Source organism: Ruminococcus bovis, assembly GCF_005601135.1.
In the GTDB taxonomy this organism is placed as follows: Bacteria; Bacillota; Clostridia; order Oscillospirales; family Acutalibacteraceae; genus Ruminococcoides; species Ruminococcoides bovis.
On sequence record NZ_CP039381.1, the window covers coordinates 121,135 to 140,222 of the forward strand.

Genomic DNA, 19,088 nt, shown 5'->3' on the forward strand with positions numbered 1-19,088 from the left:
ATTGTTTAACAAATCTTACTTAGAAGAAGTTGTTGTTGTGCTTGTTTCTTCTGGCTTTTCCCAGAACATATCCGGGTCATACTTATTAACTACAGAGTCGTTAACTTCACACTTAAGTGCCTTAGCTTCTTTCTGTAGGAATTTGTTATAATCATCATTCTTCATTTTCTGAAGAACATTCTTCTTAGTAGAATCATCCTTAGTTAGATATTCTTTTTCGCCATCCTTAGTGTTTAGCTTCTGGATAACATAAATAGTCTTGGAATCATCCTTACCGATTGTAACAGCCTTAGCTTCGTTAACCTTCATATCAACAAGCTTCTTAGCTACATCTTCACCAATTGAAGAAGAACTTAGGTTGTCCTTATCAAGTAGTTCACAACCCTTTTGAACTGTATCACTTGCCTTTGAAGAACTCTTTGTAGCCTTTAGATACTTTGTACACTGATCTTCCATTGTTGAACCGTTGTTAATAGCCTTAGCATAAGATTCTGCATCAGATGTTAACTGCTTCTGCTTCTTAGAATCATAAGCCTTTGATGTCTGCTGACCTGAAGTATCAGTTGTTGTTTCTGATAGAGGTACTGTAAAGTATGTGTAGTATGTGTAGTTGTCATCAAAGAACTTCTGTAGGTCTGTGTCAGAAACTTCTTCTGAACCACCCTTACCATACATTAAATCAAATAACTTCTGTTGTTTACCGGACATATTGTACTGTAGTTCCTGATAGCTTTCCTTAGAAATGCCGTAAGGTTCTAGAATATCCTGTTCCGGTGTTGTTGAGTAACCCATCTGTGAGTAATACTCAGCCATATAGCCCAGTGTCCAGTCCTTTTCAGCCTGTTCAGCATAAGATGCTTCATCAACTGTAGCCTTTAGGCTATCAAGCTTACTGTCAAGATAAAGAGCTTCTCTAAGAGTTAAATCAGCCTTATCCTTAATCCAATCAGAAGCTACTGCTTCCTTGCCGTCATCATCCTTAATCTTTAAATCAAGGAAACTTTCGTCTTTCTTGTAACCATCTGCTTTTTCAGCATAAGTCTTAGCCTGGTTATAAGCATTGTAAAGAGCAAAAATATAAACACCGATTGCCTTTTCATTTTTGCCTTCTTTGTAAGACCACTGAGCCTTTGTACTGATTGGAGTACAAGCTGCTGCTGATACCATAATTGCACCTGCAACTGTACCAGCCATTACTTTTTTAATATTCTTAAAATTCATTTGATTATACCTGCCTTTAGGATAATATAACATAATAATATAACATAAGATGTATTATACAATAATTCAATCAAAAAGTCCATAAAAAACACTAAAAATTCATAAAATCAACGATTTTTTCTTTATTTTTGTACTTTTCTGTAGGAATTTGTCTATTATTTCTCCCAGAATAATTCTGTTAAAGCACTAAGACCGTTTTTATTCTTGTCAACTTTAAGTGTAATATATGGGTTTTCTGATGGTGTTAATATAGCTTTGCCGTTAGCATTGCCTATTAATTTATAAAGTTCCGGATTTTTCAAATCGTTTACTTTCAATATAATATTGTTTTCACTTTGCTTAATATCATAGATACCACATTCTTTTGCTTTGTTTCTTGTTAATGCAATATCACAAAGACCTATTACCGATTGTGGCATATCACCATATCTGTCACAAAGTTCATCAACTACATCATCATAGTCATCGGGAGTTTTTATATCTGCTATTCGTTTATAAGCATCAAGTCTTAGAGATAGACTTTCAATATAGCTTTCAGGAATATGGGCATCCATCTGAATATCAACAGTACATTCATTTGTATCGGTTGGTTTAATCTCTCCCTTTTCTTCCTTAACTGCTTCATTAAGTAGTTTTAGATACATATCATAACCAACATCCTCCATATGACCATGTTGTTGACCACTTAGGATATTACCTGCACCTCTAAGTTCAAGGTCACGCATTGCTATCTTGTAACCACTGCCAAACTCAGTAAACTCTCTAATTGCATTAAGTCTTCTTTGGCTAATATCAGAAAGCACCTTGTGAGGGTTAAATGTAAAGTAAGCATAGGCTCTACGGCTACTTCTACCTACTCTACCTCTTAACTGATGAAGTTGAGAAAGTCCCATATTATCAGCATTTTCAATTATTAAGGTATTCGCATTTGGTAAGTCAATACCTGTTTCAATAATTGTGGTACATACAAGCACATTGATTTCTTGGTTCAACATTCTTGCCCAAATGTCAGACAATTCATGTTCAGACATTTTACCATGAGCAACTGCAATTTTTGCTTCAGGAATAGCCTCTGAAATTGCAACTGCCTTTGCGTTGATACTTTCTGTATTGTTATGAAGATAGAAAACCTGTCCCCCACGCCTTAGTTCTCTTCTAATTGCTTCGTGGAGAATTGCAGGTTCATGTTCCAACACATAGGTTTGTACCGGTTGTCTGTTGGTTGGAGCTTCCTCCAATACAGACATATCACGAATACCACTCATAGCCATATTAAGTGTTCGTGGAATAGGTGTAGCTGACAAAGTAAGAACATCAACATTTTTACAGATTTCCTTAAATCTCTCTTTATGAGCAACACCAAATCTCTGCTCTTCATCAATAATTGCAAGTCCTAAGTCGTGGAAAGTAACATCCTTTTGTACCAGTCTATGAGTACCAACTACAATATCAACTTCACCACGCTTTAGCTTTTCAACAATTTCTTTCTGTTGTTTTGCAGTTCTAAATCTACTTAGAAGCTCAATTCTAATTGGATAACCGTCAAATCTATTAATAATAGTCTGATAATGTTGCCATGCAAGAATTGTTGTTGGACAAAGAATTGCACATTGTTTACTGTCACATACACACTTAAAGGCTGCTCTTAATGCAACTTCGGTTTTACCAAAACCAACATCACCACAAAGTAATCTATCCATTGGAGCAAGTCGCTCCATATCACCTTTGATTTCATCAGTACATCGCAATTGGTCAGGTGTTTCATCATACATAAACTTAGCTTCAAAGTCTCTTTGCCACTCACCGTCAGGTGAAAAAGCATAACCTTTTGCTTTCATTCGCTCTGTATATAGCTTAGAAAGTTCCTTAGCCATATCCTTTACTGCTGAACGAACTCTGGTCTTTGCTTTCTGCCATTCACTGCCACCTAGTTTAGATAACTTTACATGTTCATTATCTCTAGGTCCAATGTATTTTGCTACCAAATCAAGCTGAGTTACCGGTACATAAAGTACATCACCTTTTGCATAAGTGATTTTGATATAGTCTTTCTTTACACCTTGTACTTCTAGGTTATGAATACCACTAAATATACCTATACCATGGGTTGAATGTACTACATAGTCACCATTGTTTAATTCTGATAAAGAATAAATTTCTTGACCTTGCTTTTTTCTCTGTACTTTTCTCTTAGGCTTTTGTACTGACTGACCATATGTTATTAGGTGGAAGTCTGTTTGTAATAATTCAAAACCTGTTGACAAAGCACCTTCCATAACATAAATATTGCCTTGTTCTGCTTTCTTCAAATCTGTTACAAACTGTGCTTTAAAACCTTTTTCTTTTAATTCTTCTGTAAGATTTCTACCGGACTTTTCCGTACCTGCAAGAATTGCAACAGTAGTTCTTTCCTTAAAGAATTCACTTAAATCTTCACAAAGTACAGTTAATGAACCATTCCAAGGTGCTACTTGCTTTACATTAAATGAAACAATATCACTTAAAGGTAAATCAAAATGACCACTTGTAAAGTTATCCATAAAAATTGTATGTCTGGTGTTTACAATTTCCAGGAATTCCTTATAGTCCATTGAGAACTTATCAAGACCTCTGCAAAGAATACCATCTTCAAAGTATTCTTTCATATCCTCTTTATACTGAAATTCCATAGACTTTACTCTATCGGAAATATTGGTGTGTTCACTTATAAAGATAAAATCTTCTTCATCAACATAATCAAGGACAGTAGCAGGTTTCTTGTATATTAAAGAAATGTACTTATCAAGGATAGTTAGGTTTACACCATTAGCAATGTTTTCAGCCTCTCTATAGAGAGTTTCCTTTGCTTTTTCGGTTTTTTCACTTCTTAATAAATTAGCTTTCTTAACTATTTTTTCAGAAAGTTCTGCTTTGTTTTCCACAAGAATTTCATTTGATGGGGAAAGTAAAATACTATCTACCTTGTCAAATCTTCTTTGAGTAAGAATATCGAAATGGTTGATAGAGTCAATTTCATCACCCCAAAACTCTACACGAACAGGGTTTTCACTATCCGGTACAAATAAATCAAGAATACCACCTCTCAGTGCAAATTGACCTGTACCCTCAACCATATCAGTTCTTTCGTAACCAAGCAAATTAAGAGCCTCTACACATTGTTCTGTAGAGATTTGCTGACCTTGCTTTAGGTGAAGTGTAGCTTTTTTCAATACTTCCGGTGGAATAGTATATTGAAGTAATGCATCAATCGTACCTACCACAATATCACATTCACCTGTTAAAAGTTTTGTAAGCACCTTTAATCTTTGGTGTTCGTATTCCCTGGAAATACCACTAACTTCTCTAAAATTAAAGTCCCTTTGAGGATAAACACAAGCCTTGAAGCCCATCATACATAGGTCATTACAAATAACTTGTGCTTCCTTTTCATCACCGGCAACACAAAAAGCTCTGGCATCGTTATAATGACAGAGCGTTCCTATGATATTTGATTTAAAACCTGAATTAAGTGCAGTTACTGCAACTGCACCTTTTAACTTTGCATAAGAATTTAGTTTTTGAAAATTCTTTAACTGTGCAACACAATCAAATAAAAATTCCATTATTCACCTGCATATTATTAGGTTAGGAATTAAACAAATTCATTGCCTTATCAACATTACCGTCAATAATATACTTAATAGCCTCACAACAATTATCGGCCATCTTATCAATAAGTTTAATTTCATCACCTGTAAATTTTGAAAGAACCCATGCAGCCAAATCATAGTCAGGATGAGGTTTCTTTCCTATACCTACCTTTATGCGAGGAAAAGTATCTTTACCACTTAGATAAATAATGTTCTTCACACCATTTTGTCCACCATGGCTACCTTTTCGGCGTATTCTCATCTTTCCAACATCAAGGGATATATCATCAAATATTAATATCACATTCTCAGGGGGGATTTTGTAGAAATTCATAGCCTCTACAACAGCTTGACCACTATTGTTCATATATGTCTGTGGTTTCATCAATAAAACTTTTTTACCGTCAATAGTACATTCACCTACAAGTGACTTATACTTAATACGGTTTACATCACAAGAAAACTTTTCTGCGATTTTGTCAAGACAAATAAAACCTGTGTTGTGACGGGTATTCTCGTACTTTTTGTCCGGATTACCAAGACCAACAACCATATATTCAATAGAAGAACTAAATTTCTTTTTACCAAACATTTTATCACCTAAAAAATAAAGGGGCACTAAAGCGTACCCCTTAAAAAGTTAAAATAATTATCAATTATGAGTTAATTGGAGAAACCGGCTTGTCAGAATAAATTCTTTCAATAGCTTCTGCAAATACAGGAGCAACAGGAAGAATAGTGAACTTATCAAGCATCTTGTCTTCTGGGATAGGCACTGTATCAAGAAGAACAACTTCCTTAATAGGACTCTTCTTAATTCTGTCAATAGCAGGACCTGATAGAACTGCGTGTGTAGCACAAGCAGTAACATCAACAGCACCACCCTTTTCGATGATAGCTTCAGCAGCGTTACATAGTGTACCGGCTGTATCAATCATATCATCAACTAGGATAACTCTCTTACCCTTAGCATCACCAATAATGTTCATAACTTCAGAAACATTAGCTTTCTGGCGTCTCTTATCAATAATAGCAAGACCACAACCGATTTTAGCTGCAAAGTTTCTTGCTCTTGTAACTGAACCAAGGTCTGGGGAAACAACAACATAATCATCTGCGTTTGTACCCATCTTTTCTCTCATATGTGCTGCAAGGATTGGAGCACCGATTAGGTGGTCAACAGGAATGTTGAAGAAGCCCTGAATCTGATTTGCATGAAGATCCATTGTTAGGATTCTGTCAGCACCGGCAGCAGTAATAATATCTGCACAAAGTTTAGCTGAGATTGGATCTCTAGCCTTTGCTTTTCTGTCCTGACGAGCATAACCGAAGTAAGGCATAACTGCAGTAATTCTACCGGCAGAAGCTCTCTTCATAGCATCAATCATAATTAGCATTTCCATAAGATTATCATTTACAGGTGTACATGTTGACTGTACAATAAAGCAATCAGAACCTCTTACAGACTCGTTAAGTGAAACTGCAATTTCACCATCAGAGAATGTACAGCAATTGCTTTTTCCAAGTGGAAGTCCAAGACAACCTGCGATTCCCTGTGCTACATCTTTGTTAGATGAGCCGGAGAAAATCTTAATGTCTTTACCATTGAAATTCATTTTTTAATCCCCTTACCTATGTTTGTTTTTAGTTTATATATAAAATTTAACAAGTAAATTTAATACCTTATTTATAACCTTTGCTCTTAGCGATTTCGTTAAGTTCCTTTAACTGTTCAGGGTCATTAGCACCTAAAACAGTATCCGGATTGTCGGAAACAAATGCTGAAACAACTTCATTCTTATCTAATAGAAGTTTTAGTGCATCAGGAAGGTAATATTCCTTAGCATTGTTATCACTTTTAATTTCACCTAAAACTGAAAGTAACTTTTCGCAGTTAAACCAGAAACCACCTGAGTTGATTTCATTAATTTTCTTTTCTTCTTCATTACAATCTTTCTGCTCAACAATCTTTAGGAAATTGTCATTTTCATCTCTGACAATTCTGCCGTAACCTGTAGGGTCAGAAACTTTAGCTGAAATTACTGTTGCAACACTACCCTTCTCTGTATGAAGAGCAAGTGCATCGGAAATAGTCTTTGCATCCATAAAAGGAGCATCACCATTAAGAATAACAACATTGCCACTGTGCTTTTCCAAAAAGTCCTTAGCCATCATAACTGCATGACCTGTACCAAGACGCTCAGCCTGATAAACAGTTTCTACTTCAAAAGGAAGCGTACTTACAAATTCATCAATACATTCCTTCTTGTAGCCTTTTACTACACATATGTCATCAACACCGGCTGACTTTACTGAGTCGATAACCCATCTTAACATTGGCTTTCCCAAAACTTCTGACATTGGTTTAGGAAGGTTACTTTTCATTCTTTTACCTTCGCCACCTGCCAAAATAATTGCACAGTTACTCATAATATTACTCTCTCTTTCTATGCTATACACATAATAAGACACTACTATTATCCCACAATTCCTCAAATTTTCAAGTACAAATCCAAAAAAACTGAAAAAATTCTTAAATTTTTAACATATTACACAATATATATTACAAAAAATCTCCACTTTTTATAAGAAATATTTTTCCAAAAATGTGGCTATTTTTTTATTTTTTTGTTATAATTATTCCTAGACTAAGAAAGTCTGCAATAAAACTGCAGGTGAATTACTTAGTGGTTAATTTTATACTTTTACAGGAGGATTCAAACTATGAGTCACAAGTATGTGTACCTTTTTAAAGAAGGTAACAAGGACATGCGTAATCTTCTAGGCGGTAAGGGTGCTAACCTAGCTGAAATGACAGGTCTAGGCCTACCAGTACCACAGGGCTTCACAATTACAACAGAAGCTTGTACAAAGTACTATGAAGATGGCAGAAAGATCAATGATGAAATCCAGGCTGAAATCATGGAATACATCATCAAGATGGAAGAAATCACAGGTAAGAAGTTTGGTGATAAGGAAAACCCACTACTAGTTTCTGTTCGTTCAGGTGCTAGAGCTTCTATGCCAGGTATGATGGATACAATCCTTAACCTAGGTCTAAACGAAGATGTTGTTGCTGTTATGGCTGAAAAGTCAAACAACCCTCGTTGGGCATGGGACTGCTACAGAAGATTCATTCAGATGTATTCTGACGTAGTTATGGAAGTTGGTAAGAAGTACTTTGAAGTTCTTATCGACGAAATGAAAGATAAGAAGGGTGTTACTCAGGACGTTGAACTAACTGCTGAAGATCTACAGGAACTAGCAGAACAGTTCAAGGCTGAATACAAGAAGCAGATTGGCGTTGACTTCCCTACTGATCCTAAGGAACAGCTAATGGGCGCTATTGAAGCTGTATTCCGTTCATGGGATAACCCTAGAGCTAACGTTTATAGAAGAGATAACGATATTCCTTATTCATGGGGTACTGCAGTTAACGTACAGGCAATGGCATTCGGTAACATGGGTGACGATTGTGGTACAGGTGTTGCATTTACAAGAGACCCATCAACAGGTGCTAAGGGTCTATTCGGTGAATTCCTAACAAACGCACAGGGCGAAGACGTTGTTGCAGGTGTTCGTACACCAATGCACATTTCTGAAATGGAACAGAAGTTCCCAGAAGCATTCGCACAGTTCAAGACAGTTTGTAAGACTCTAGAAGATCACTACAGAGATATGCAGGATATGGAATTTACTGTTGAACACGGTAAGCTATATATGCTACAGACAAGAAACGGTAAGAGAACAGCTCAGGCTGCTCTAAAGATTGCTTGTGACCTAGTTGACGAAGGCATGAGAACAGAAGAAGAAGCTGTTGCAATGATCGACCCTCGTAACCTAGACACACTACTTCACCCACAGTTTGATGCTACAGCTCTAAAGGCTGCTACACCAATGGGTAAGGGTCTTGGCGCTTCTCCAGGTGCTGCTTGTGGTAAGATCGTATTCACAGCTGATGACGCTACTGCTTGGGCAGAAAAAGGCGAAAAGGTTGTTCTAGTTAGACTAGAAACATCTCCTGAAGACATCACAGGTATGAAGGCTGCTGAAGGTATCCTAACAGTTCGTGGTGGTATGACATCTCACGCTGCTGTTGTTGCTCGTGGTATGGGTACTTGCTGTGTATCCGGTTGTTCAGACATCAACATGGATGAAGACAACAAGGTATTCACACTAGCAGGTAAGGAATTCCACGAAGGCGATCCAATTTCAATTGACGGTTCAACAGGTAACATTTATGATGGTATCATCCCAACAGTTCCTGCTTCAATCGCCGGTGAATTTGGTAGAATTATGACTTGGGCTGACAAGTACAGAACTCTAAAGGTTAGAACAAATGCTGATACACCAGAAGATGCTAAGAGAGCTAAGGAACTAGGTGCTGAAGGTATTGGTCTATGCCGTACAGAACACATGTTCTTCGAAGAATCAAGAATTGCTGCATTCAGAGAAATGATCTGTGCAGATACAGTTGAAGAAAGAGAAAAGGCTCTAGATAAGATTATGCCATATCAGCAGGGCGACTTTGAAGCTCTATATGAAGCTCTAGAAGGTAACCCAGTTACTATTCGTTTCCTAGATCCTCCTCTACACGAATTCGTACCAACTGAAGAAGCTGACATCGAAGCTCTAGCTAAGGCTCAGGGTAAGACAGTTGATCAGATTAAGGCTATTATCAACAGCCTACACGAATTCAACCCAATGATGGGTCACCGTGGTTGTCGTCTAGCAGTTACATATCCTGAAATTGCTAAGATGCAGACAAAGGCAGTTATCAGAGCTGCTCTAAACGTATCTAAGGCTCATCCTGATTGGAACTTAGTTCCTGAAATTATGATCCCACTAGTTGGTGATGTTAAGGAACTTAAGTTCGTAAAGAAAGTTGTTGTTGAAACAGCTGACGCTGAAATTGCTGCTGCAGGTGCAGATCTAAAATACGAAGTTGGTACAATGATCGAAATCCCAAGAGCTGCTCTAACAGCTGACGAAATCGCTAAGGAAGCTGAATTCTTCTGCTTCGGTACTAACGACCTAACACAGATGACATTTGGTTTCTCAAGAGACGATGCAGGTAAGTTCCTAGATTCTTACTATGACAACAAGATTTATGAAAACGATCCATTTGCTAAGCTAGACCAGACCGGTGTTGGCAAACTAATGGAAATGGCTGTTGAACTAGGTAAAAAAGTTAGACCAGATATGCACTGCGGTATCTGTGGTGAACATGGTGGTGACCCAACATCTGTTGAGTTCTGTCATAAGATTGGTCTAGATTATGTATCTTGCTCACCATTCAGAGTTCCAATCGCAAGACTTGCTGCTGCTCAGGCTGCTATTGCCGAAAAGAACTAATCACTACTTGTAAAAGTATTTTAGGGGGTTGTCCGTAAGGGCAACCTCCATTTTTATTATGCACATTTTTTTGGGTACAAAAAAGGACTATTGCAAGAAGCAATAGTCCTTAATTATTATTTAATTTTAGTTAAGTGACATACTGAAGATTTTCTTATCTTCCCCACCTGTTGACTTATAAGTAAAAGTAACTGTTAAAAGTCCCATCTTTGAGTTATTAGGGTCTTCCTCAATATGAGCATCTGTACATTTTACTGAATCAACCTGATTGTTAACTGCAGTTGTGATTTCTTTCTTTAGCTTAGCATTTAGCTGGTCAGTAACTTTACCGTTAGCAGTTGACATAATCTTAAGTGCATCACTACCTGTTGTTTTGCCGTCCTTAGTTGTCTTTGGAGAGGCAATAACAAAGTAAACTTTCTGCTCAATAGTTTCATAATTTGTTGGGAACTTATCAGTATCAACCTGTGGCTGAGATACTGTAGCATTCTCTACATTATCAGTATTCTGCTGAACTGTATCACCCTCAGATACATAAGTACCTTGAGTGCTACTTGAGTTATCCTCATCATTACAACCTGCAAACAACATCATAGTTGTAAAGGCAACTAAACAAAGTGATAGTGCCAAAATCTTTTTCATAAATTTCATTTTGTTTTCCTTTCTAAATAAATGTTCTTTCCTATTATAATAACACAAAATTGTGAACAATTCTATATTTTCTCTTTATTTTATTTGCACAAATTCTGTGTTGTAAATAGATATGACCCATTTTAGGGTAAAAATAAAATACGATTTAATATTTCGCTTGTTTTACTGACTTTTGATTATGAATATTAATTAATGAATGGATTTCAATTCTAACTTTTCACTCAATAACTGCATTGGACTCTTGTAATCAAGTGTTCTCATTGTTTTGTTATTACTCCATTCCAAATGTCCTTTTAATTTTGTGTTTAATTCTTCAATATTTCTGAATGTTTCCCATTCATAGAAATATCTTTGGTCGTTTCTATGACTTCTTTCTACCTTTCCGTTGTGCCAAGGTGTTCGTGGTGGTATTAATTTATGATTTATACCTAGTTTGTTTAATTCTATTTCAAAAGGACTTTTCACTTCACTGCTCTGATATTTATATGTGAACTCTATTCCGTTATCTGTTTGAATAGTCTGTATTTTAAACGGAAATTCTTTCAATAACATTTTCAAGAATTTGGTTGAGTTTTCAGGTGTATGTTCTTCAAACCCATATACAAATCTCATCCTTGTACATTCATCTATTGCAGTCCATTGATAAAAATGCTTTCCGTCCCTTAAAGCCTTACCTCTTAAGCAATTATATGGCACTTCTTTTACATCTATCTGCACCTTTTCTCCAGGTATTAACAGTTCGGATATCTTCTATGCTTACGGCTCTTTTTCTTGGTCTTTTTATATTTTACTAAGCCCATTCTTTTAGCTGCATATATCATTCCTGAGTAGCTTCTTGTATATCCTTTTCTCTTTAAATCACTGTATACTCCATCCCATCCATATCTTTCATAGCACTTTTTGAAAGAATTTCTAATTTGTCTTTCTTCTCTTTTTGTGTGCCTGTTAGGATGACTATGTGGTCTGTGTGATTTAGGCAATAGCGATTGCCAGGTACCGTCATATTGTTTACACCATCTCTTTACGCTTGAAAGACTTACACCGTACATTCTACTTGCTTTGCTTTTCCTTTTTTAGTGCGTATTTTACTATGGCTTGCTTTTCTTTGCTTCTTGTGTTATCATATTCATGAGGAGTACTTCTTTCTTAGGTTAATGTTTTTGAGCGATTCCATTATACCATATTTTGAAGTTACTCCTCTTTTTTATTGGGTCATATCATTTTAGCACATACATTCTCTTTATTTTATTTGCACAAATTTCGTGTGAAATATTTATATAAAACAACTAAAGAAAAAGGGAATGGTTGCCCATTCCCTAAAAACCATTTATGAACCTGCTGATTCGTAATTACTAATACCTTTGTTCCACACAAAGATTGAAACTAAGAATAAAGCAGTAGAAATTAAAATTGTTCCTAAAATACAGAACAAAGCATTATCTCCATGCAAGAAGAAACTTGCCGGATAATAAGCAGTAAATGCAAATGGAATAATGTAAGTAATAATAATCTTGACAAAGTTATTATAGATTGTTACCGGATACTTTGCAAAGTCACTTGTCATATAGAACATATGAGTAATGTGACCACTTTGTTTTGTCCAAAAAGATATAGCTGATGTTAAAATCTTTACACTTGTAAAGATAAGTACGCAGAACGGTACTAATAAAAGTAACACAATCATTCTTCCCCACACTATACTTGCACCGATGTTAACTAAGCTATACACAATTAAGATAATTCCCATTAGCATTTCACCAAAAGCATCAACCTGGAACTTTTCAACTGTTATATAGAATAAACTGTTGATTGGTCGTGTTAGGTATTTATCGAAATCACCTTTTCTCACAATACCATACCCTACCGTCCATAGATTATCAAAGAACAGATGGTCAATAGACTTTGGAATTAGGCTGAAACCATAAATGAAAAGTATTTCATTAAATGACCAACCTGCTAAATTCGGAATTTGGCTAAAGATAATCCCGATAAACAAGATTTCAACTGCTTGAGAAAGCAAGAAACCTACTGCACCGATAACAAAATCCACCTTGTATTCCATTAGCTTTTTTAGATGCTGAATAATAAATATTTTATGAAGTCTAAAAATTCTTCTCATATTATCAGCCTCCTTGTACACATAGGTGTTTTGTGGCACTTTTCCATATTAACTTTGAAATTAATACAAAAATTATAAGCCAAACAACTTGTAAAAGCATTGAAGATACAATCTGCTTTACATCATACATTCCCATATAAAGCATTACAGGAGTATATGAAATGCTTGAGAAAGGCAAATATGTTAGCACAATTCTAAGTGCATTTGGCATAAATGCCAATGGAATTGTAGCACCTGATAGGAAACCGACTATTACATCTTTGATTAGTCCCGTACCCCATAAGTTTTTTAGAAAGAATGCTAAGAAACCATATATTACATTAAAGTAAAAGTTGATGAAATATGCAAGTTGCAGTGACACAAAGAACAGCAAGAAGTTCACTATATTAAAGCAAACAGCACCTGTAGCAACATATCTATAAATTTCAACACCTACTACAATAGGCACAAACATAATAGAATAATTGATAACCTTGTTGCCAAGTTCTTGGAACAAAAAGCACATATCAAAAGAACAAGGCTTAATCAGTCGCATACTTACTGAACCATCAACTATTTCTTCACCTAAGGCAAATGCACCATCACTAAATGACAAATATCCTGTTAGGAAAGAAATAAACACATATACTATCATATTTTCCATAGTAAAACCCATAAAGGTTTCACTACCTGAACTTACAAAAACTGCTTTCCACAGAAAGAACATTACAAAGCATTTAAAAATTTCTCCTATTAAGAAGAAAACAAAGTTTGCTCTATATGCCATTGCAGACTGTAGTCCTGCTCTTGAGAATGGAAGATATGTTCTAAAAAATCGTTTCATTACACACCTTCCTTATAAAGTCGCCTAATAATCTCCTCAATGTCGGCATCCTTAACATTAATATCAGAAACATTAACATTACCTAAGGTATATTTTAGCATATCCTGTACTGATACCTTTTGACTATTGAAACGAATTTTTGCAAGAACACCATCATTTTCAATAGACAAATCATCACCGTATAAGGAAAATTTTTCGGCATAATTTAACTTAGACATATGAGAACTATCCTTTAGTTCAAAGCATAGTTCTCTCATTTGTCCATACTTATGTTTTAGTTCATTAATTTGTCCGTCATAAACAAGATTACCCTTGTCAATCATAACAATTCTGTTGCAGAGAAGTTCAATATCAGATAAATCGTGGGTAGTTAAAATTACTGTTGTTCCCTCTTCTGCATTAATCTTTTGAATTGCTTTTCTTATGTTATCTTTTACAACAACATCAAGACCAATGGTAGGTTCATCAAGAAAAAGAACTTTTGGGTTATGTAGCATAGACGCTGCAATATCAGCTCTCATTCTCTGTCCAAGACTTAGTGTACGAACAGGACTTGTAATAAATGAATCAAGGTCAAGAACTTCATTTAAGAAAGCCATTCTCTCTTTGTATTCTTTGTCAGGCACTTGATAAATCTCTTTTAACACGGCATAAGTTTCTCTAAGTGCTAAGTCCCACCATAGCTGGGTTCTCTGACCGAATACAACACCAATTTCTTTTACATACTTTTTGCGATTTTCATATGGTACTTGACCATTGATTTCGCATCTGCCACTTGTTGGTGTTAAGATACCGGTTAACATTTTGATAACTGTACTTTTACCTGCACCGTTAGGTCCGATAAATCCAAGGATTTCACCCTTTGGTACATGGAAAGAAATATCGTTAACAGCTGTGACAACTTCTACCTTTGGGTTAAATAGGGACTTGATACTGCCTTTTAGACCAGGCTCTTTTATGGTTTTTTTAAACTCTTTTTTTAGATTTTCAATATGTATCAAAAATATCCCTCCTATTATCTAATATGCAAAGCTGATACCTCTCTATGTGTCATTGGGCTACACATAACAAAATGTATCAAAATTTGAAATACTTTTGCAAAATATTAGACTTATTACCCACACATCTATTTAACCATTAAATTGTATTAATGTCAAGCAACTATTTGTTGCAAAAGAAAAAGCAACCTATTTCTAGGTTGCTTGAAATCTTTACTTTACATATTCTAACAATGAATTTAAATCTTCATCACTGATTTTCTTAACATTATTTTGGAATTTAAAGACCTTTTTATCAGTGGAAACTTCTCCTACATTTCCATTATTAAAGTCGATTTTCATATCATACTTTGTAGTACTGTCGTCTTTAACATCAGTATCTTTATAAATACTTTTAATTAGACTTACAAATTCTTTTTGCTTATCATCTGATAAAGCAGTGGTTTTGTTGTTGTAGGTAATCAGCACCTTACTACTGTTAACATCAAAAACAGTTAATGCATCTTCTCCACCTTTTGAATTATTACACCCTACTAAGAAAGTAACAACTATCAATGGAATAAGCAATAATATGAATTTTAATTTACAACTACTCATCATACCACCTACATTAAAGTAAACTCAGCATAGACTTTTGTAGTATTTGATAAGTCATTTTTATCTTTAGATAATTCTACAACTGCCCTATACTCACCCTTGTCAAGGTTACTGTACTGGTTAGCTATATCGAAAGAAACATCAAAGCTTTTATCCTTATCCACTTTGCAAATAGTATCAGGTGAAATCTTAGTTGTCTTTGGTACATCAGACCAATTATTATTTACTTTTTTCTCAAGAGAAAAGTCCTCACCAAAATATAATTTATTTTTAGAATTATTCTTAACTGTCAGTTTTATCTCACTAACATTTACAGGATACTGCGACTTTTCGGTTGTAACAATTGCGATAGATTTGCTACTGTCAGTTGCAGTAGTTGTTGTGTTATTAGTAGTTGTCATCTTACTTTCATTCTTTGTATTTGAACAACCTACCATAAAAACAACCAATACAAGTGATATACATAATAACACACTTTTCTTCATAATAATACCTCCGGGATTTTAATTAACCCTTTAGTATCATATATTTAACCCACCTTCAATATATCACCTTATTTTGGTATTGTCAATAATTTTTATTATATTTCACCATAATTTTAAAGGGCAGTTTCTGTTACGAGAAACTGCCCTTGGAGGAGATATAAAACAAATAATTTTTTATCTTTATTTGTCAGTTGTTTTTGTTGTTTTCTTTTCAGCTACTTTTTCAGTTTTAGCCTCAGCCTTTGGTTCAGCTTTAGCAACTATCTTTGGCTTTTCTTCAGCCTTAGGTTCTGTTTTTACTGCTTTCTTCTCAACCTTTTCTTCTGTAGCTTTTACAGTTTTCTTTGTTGTCTTTTTAGCAGTAGTTTTCTTTGCAGTTGTTTTTGTAGCTGTCTTAGTTGTTTTCTTTGTTGTAGTCTTCTTAGCAGGTGCTTTCTTAGTTACCTTTTCTTCCTTCTTTTCTTCTTTTTTCTTAGGTTCAGGTAACTTTTCAACACACTTAAAGAACATAGCACTCATTGGTGGAATTGATAAATCAATACTCCAGTTAGAATCATGTCTTGGCTTTTCTTCACACATAATTCTCTTACCATTTGTAATACCATAACCACCATATTCTTCATCATCAGTATTGAATACTTCTTCATATACACCATAGAATGGTACACCGATTCTGTAATCAACTCTGTGCATTGGCTGGAAGTTAAATACACAAATAATGTTATTGCCGTCTTTATCAATTCTACGGAATGCAATAATTGACTGAGTATAGTCGTTGTGGTGAATCCACTGGAAGCCATCCCAGTTAGTATCAATTTCGTGCATTGGTCTTTCTGTAATATAGAAATGATTTAGCTTAGACACAAAGTCCTTTAATCTCCAATGCTTTTCATATTCAAGAAGATTCCACTGAATACTTTCTTCAGCATTCCATTCATCAAACTGTCCAATTTCTGAACCCATAAATGTTAGCATTTTACCCGGATGAGCAGCCATATAAGCTAAGAATAGTCTTACACCGGCAAACTTCTGGTCATAATCACCCGGCATTTTATTGATTAGAGAGCCCTTACCATAAACAACTTCATCATGAGAAATCGGTAGGATAAAGTTTTCACTAAAGCAATACATAAATGAGAATGTAAGGTTATCGTGGTTAAATGGTCTCCATAATGGGTCAAGTGACATATAATGAAGCATATCGTTCATCCAACCCATATTCCACTTATAGTCAAATCCTAAACCACCATCATCAACAGGACCTGTAACCTTTGGCCAAGATGTGCTTTCTTCGGCAATCATCATTGTATGAGGGTGATACATATGGATAACTGTATTTAGTCTTTGTAAAAATGCAACAGCCTCTAGGTGTTCTCTGCCACCATACTGGTTAGGAACCCACTCACCATCTTGACGGTTATAGTCAAGATATAGCATTGAAGCAACTGCATCAACACGGATACCATCAATGTGGTAAGTATCTACCCAATACATAGCTGATGAAATTAGGAATGAAATTACTTCATATCTTGAGTAATCGAATACATATGTACCCCATTCTTTATGTTCACCCTTACGGCTATCAATATATTCATAACAAGCTGTGCCGTCAAAACGACCTAAGCCATGAGCATCCTTAGGGAAATGAGCAGGAACCCAGTCAAGGATAACACCAATACCTGCCTTGTGACATTCATCAACAAATGCCATAAAGTCATGTGGTGTACCATAACGAGAAGTTGGAGCATAGTAACCTGTTACCTGATAACCCCAGCTACCGTCAAATGGGTATTCTGTAATAGGCATTAGTTCTACATGAGTATAACCCATTTCTTTTACATAAGGAACAAGTTCTTCAGCAAGTTTGCGATAGTTAAACACACTACCGTCCATATATTTTCTCCAAGAACCTGCATGAATTTCGTAAATATTCATTGGCTTTTCTAGGTGGTTTGATGACTCCTTATCCTTAATCCACTGGTCATCTTCCCATTCAAAACCACTTAAATCATAGAACATAGATGCATTATCAGGTCTTGTCTGAGAATGGAAAGCATATGGGTCGGACTTTAGTTGTCTTTCGTTCCAAGGTGTTTCAACACAGTATTTATAAATATCGTACTGCTGAATACCCTCGATGAAAAGTTCCCAAACACCGGCTTCACTGATTTTGTACATATAGTTAGCATCGTTATTCCAACCGTTGAAGTTACCAACAACAGAAACAGAGAGAGCATTTGGTGCCCATACTCTGAAAACTACACCATCACGATTATCCCAATTAACTCTATGAGCACCCATAAACTCATAGGCTCTAACAGAATCACCTGCATGGAATAGTTCGAGGGGTGTACGAGAATCATTAAATTTGTAATCCATTTATATTAACACTCCTTCAATGTGTACAACTTACATTTAATAAGTATATTTTATCAATTTTTTTATTATAATTCAATACATTTTGAAAAACTCACATATAAATTTTGCGACATATTTTGTGCAAATTCCACAATTAGCAATATTTTTCAAAATTAATATTCCCTTCAAGAATAAATACCATGAAGAAACTGATGAATAATCATATCAACTGCTGATTTATTCATCTTAGGTTCTTTTTCTGAATGATATTCATACATATGGAAACCAATCATACCAAGGAAAGTTGTTGCAAATTGGTTTTCCCTACCGTTCATATTACCAAGTAATCCTCTAGCATTTATGAAAATTGACTTTACAATGTTATTAATCTCTGTACAATGACGAATAAAAACATTGTTAAATTCACTCATTGGTGGGCTATACTGCATAGTCATTAACATTAGGTAAAGGTGTAAATTTTCACAACCTTCTGACACATAGCAATAAGCAAAATTATGAAGACTGTCTTCAAATGTATTGCTACTGTTAACTACTTCCCTAAGTTTTACAACTACAGGGTCAATGTACTGTTGCATTATGCCCTCAAGAATACCGGACTTGTTCTTAAAATGATAATAAAGTGCCGGTTTGGTTAATTCGCATTTGTCAGCAATTTCCTGAACACCTACTGCATCATAGCCTTTTTCATAAAATAATTCTATTGATACTTGTAATATTTTCAGCCGTGTTTGTTCATTAGCCATAATATCACAACCTTGTAATGTATATTATTATTTTACCGAACGGTAAGTATAAAGTAAATAGTAAATAAACATTTCCTTAAATAATTTA

The 19,088-nt window shown here is 35.2% G+C and carries 16 protein-coding genes; 1 reads left to right on the forward strand and 15 read right to left on the reverse strand.

Going from position 1 to position 19,088, the window contains the following annotated elements; all coding sequences use genetic code 11:
- Positions 1-15: 15 nt before the first annotated feature.
- From E5Z56_RS00590 to E5Z56_RS00610, 5 genes are all read right to left on the reverse strand, one after another.
- On the reverse strand, positions 16-1,221 hold the full coding sequence (locus E5Z56_RS00590; RefSeq protein WP_138156053.1) for a hypothetical protein: 1,206 nt from the start codon (positions 1,219-1,221) through the stop codon (positions 16-18).
- 155 nt (positions 1,222-1,376) lie between these two features.
- On the reverse strand, positions 1,377-4,823 hold the full coding sequence (mfd, locus tag E5Z56_RS00595) for a transcription-repair coupling factor (protein WP_138156054.1): 3,447 nt from the start codon (positions 4,821-4,823) through the stop codon (positions 1,377-1,379).
- 22 nt (positions 4,824-4,845) lie between these two features.
- The gene (gene pth / locus E5Z56_RS00600) at positions 4,846-5,442 is read right to left on the reverse strand and encodes an aminoacyl-tRNA hydrolase (protein WP_138156055.1); all 597 of its coding nucleotides are present in this window, start codon (positions 5,440-5,442) and stop codon (positions 4,846-4,848) included.
- A gap of 64 nt (positions 5,443-5,506) precedes the next feature.
- Positions 5,507-6,466 carry a ribose-phosphate diphosphokinase gene (locus tag E5Z56_RS00605; RefSeq protein ID WP_022505985.1) on the reverse strand — a complete coding sequence of 320 codons (960 nt, stop codon included), beginning with the start codon at positions 6,464-6,466 and terminating at the stop codon, positions 5,507-5,509.
- 67 nt (positions 6,467-6,533) lie between these two features.
- Positions 6,534-7,280 carry a sugar phosphate nucleotidyltransferase gene (locus E5Z56_RS00610; protein ID WP_138156056.1) on the reverse strand — a complete coding sequence of 249 codons (747 nt, stop codon included), beginning with the start codon at positions 7,278-7,280 and terminating at the stop codon, positions 6,534-6,536.
- Between the two features lie 294 nt (positions 7,281-7,574).
- Between E5Z56_RS00610 and ppdK the strand changes: the two genes are divergently transcribed.
- The gene (ppdK, locus tag E5Z56_RS00615; RefSeq protein ID WP_138156057.1) at positions 7,575-10,205 is read left to right on the forward strand and encodes a pyruvate, phosphate dikinase; all 2,631 of its coding nucleotides are present in this window, start codon (positions 7,575-7,577) and stop codon (positions 10,203-10,205) included.
- Positions 10,206-10,331: 126 nt separating this feature from the next.
- Here ppdK and E5Z56_RS00620 read toward each other — a convergent pair whose 3' ends face one another.
- From E5Z56_RS00620 to E5Z56_RS00665, 10 genes are all read right to left on the reverse strand, one after another.
- Positions 10,332-10,856, reverse strand: a complete 525-nt coding sequence (locus E5Z56_RS00620; protein ID WP_138156058.1) for a hypothetical protein — start codon at positions 10,854-10,856, stop codon at positions 10,332-10,334.
- A 189-nt stretch (positions 10,857-11,045) separates the two neighbouring features.
- Positions 11,046-11,573, reverse strand: a complete 528-nt coding sequence (locus E5Z56_RS00625; RefSeq protein ID WP_175405321.1) for a DDE-type integrase/transposase/recombinase — start codon at positions 11,571-11,573, stop codon at positions 11,046-11,048.
- 14 nt (positions 11,574-11,587) lie between these two features.
- Complete coding sequence (locus tag E5Z56_RS00630; RefSeq protein ID WP_138156060.1) at positions 11,588-11,905, reverse strand: hypothetical protein; 318 nt, start codon at positions 11,903-11,905, stop codon at positions 11,588-11,590.
- Between the two features lie 278 nt (positions 11,906-12,183).
- A complete protein-coding gene (locus tag E5Z56_RS00635) occupies positions 12,184-12,975 on the reverse strand; it encodes an ABC transporter permease (protein WP_138156061.1) in 792 nt (263 codons plus the stop codon).
- A gap of 4 nt (positions 12,976-12,979) precedes the next feature.
- Positions 12,980-13,798 carry an ABC transporter permease gene (locus E5Z56_RS00640; protein WP_138156062.1) on the reverse strand — a complete coding sequence of 273 codons (819 nt, stop codon included), beginning with the start codon at positions 13,796-13,798 and terminating at the stop codon, positions 12,980-12,982.
- Positions 13,798-14,799: an ABC transporter ATP-binding protein gene (locus tag E5Z56_RS00645; RefSeq protein WP_207668586.1), complete on the reverse strand. Its 1,002-nt coding sequence runs from the start codon at positions 14,797-14,799 to the stop codon at positions 13,798-13,800. The genes E5Z56_RS00640 and E5Z56_RS00645 overlap by 1 nt, the downstream gene beginning before the upstream one ends.
- Positions 14,800-15,009: 210 nt before the next feature.
- Positions 15,010-15,393: a hypothetical protein gene (locus E5Z56_RS00650; protein WP_138156064.1), complete on the reverse strand. Its 384-nt coding sequence runs from the start codon at positions 15,391-15,393 to the stop codon at positions 15,010-15,012.
- 8 nt (positions 15,394-15,401) lie between these two features.
- On the reverse strand, positions 15,402-15,878 hold the full coding sequence (locus E5Z56_RS00655; protein ID WP_138156065.1) for an immunoglobulin-like domain-containing protein: 477 nt from the start codon (positions 15,876-15,878) through the stop codon (positions 15,402-15,404).
- Positions 15,879-16,058: 180 nt separating this feature from the next.
- Positions 16,059-18,257 carry a 1,4-alpha-glucan branching protein GlgB gene (gene glgB, locus E5Z56_RS00660; protein ID WP_138156066.1) on the reverse strand — a complete coding sequence of 733 codons (2,199 nt, stop codon included), beginning with the start codon at positions 18,255-18,257 and terminating at the stop codon, positions 16,059-16,061.
- A gap of 164 nt (positions 18,258-18,421) precedes the next feature.
- Complete coding sequence (locus tag E5Z56_RS00665) at positions 18,422-19,000, reverse strand: TetR/AcrR family transcriptional regulator (RefSeq protein WP_138156067.1); 579 nt, start codon at positions 18,998-19,000, stop codon at positions 18,422-18,424.
- Positions 19,001-19,088: the final 88 nt, after the last annotated feature.

Coding starts and splice junctions, on each gene's coding strand:
- E5Z56_RS00590 (WP_138156053.1), bottom strand. CDS start 1,221: ATGAATTTTAAGAATATTAAAAAAGTAATGGCTGGTACAGTTGCAGGT.
- mfd (WP_138156054.1), bottom strand. CDS start 4,823: ATGGAATTTTTATTTGATTGTGTTGCACAGTTAAAGAATTTTCAAAAA.
- pth (WP_138156055.1), bottom strand. CDS start 5,442: ATGTTTGGTAAAAAGAAATTTAGTTCTTCTATTGAATATATGGTTGTT.
- E5Z56_RS00605 (WP_022505985.1), bottom strand. CDS start 6,466: ATGAATTTCAATGGTAAAGACATTAAGATTTTCTCCGGCTCATCTAAC.
- E5Z56_RS00610 (WP_138156056.1), bottom strand. CDS start 7,280: ATGAGTAACTGTGCAATTATTTTGGCAGGTGGCGAAGGTAAAAGAATG.
- ppdK (WP_138156057.1), top strand. CDS start 7,575: ATGAGTCACAAGTATGTGTACCTTTTTAAAGAAGGTAACAAGGACATG.
- E5Z56_RS00620 (WP_138156058.1), bottom strand. CDS start 10,856: ATGAAATTTATGAAAAAGATTTTGGCACTATCACTTTGTTTAGTTGCC.
- E5Z56_RS00630 (WP_138156060.1), bottom strand. CDS start 11,905: ATGTACGGTGTAAGTCTTTCAAGCGTAAAGAGATGGTGTAAACAATAT.
- E5Z56_RS00635 (WP_138156061.1), bottom strand. CDS start 12,975: ATGAGAAGAATTTTTAGACTTCATAAAATATTTATTATTCAGCATCTA.
- E5Z56_RS00640 (WP_138156062.1), bottom strand. CDS start 13,798: ATGAAACGATTTTTTAGAACATATCTTCCATTCTCAAGAGCAGGACTA.
- E5Z56_RS00650 (WP_138156064.1), bottom strand. CDS start 15,393: ATGAGTAGTTGTAAATTAAAATTCATATTATTGCTTATTCCATTGATA.
- E5Z56_RS00655 (WP_138156065.1), bottom strand. CDS start 15,878: ATGAAGAAAAGTGTGTTATTATGTATATCACTTGTATTGGTTGTTTTT.
- glgB (WP_138156066.1), bottom strand. CDS start 18,257: ATGGATTACAAATTTAATGATTCTCGTACACCCCTCGAACTATTCCAT.
- E5Z56_RS00665 (WP_138156067.1), bottom strand. CDS start 19,000: ATGGCTAATGAACAAACACGGCTGAAAATATTACAAGTATCAATAGAA.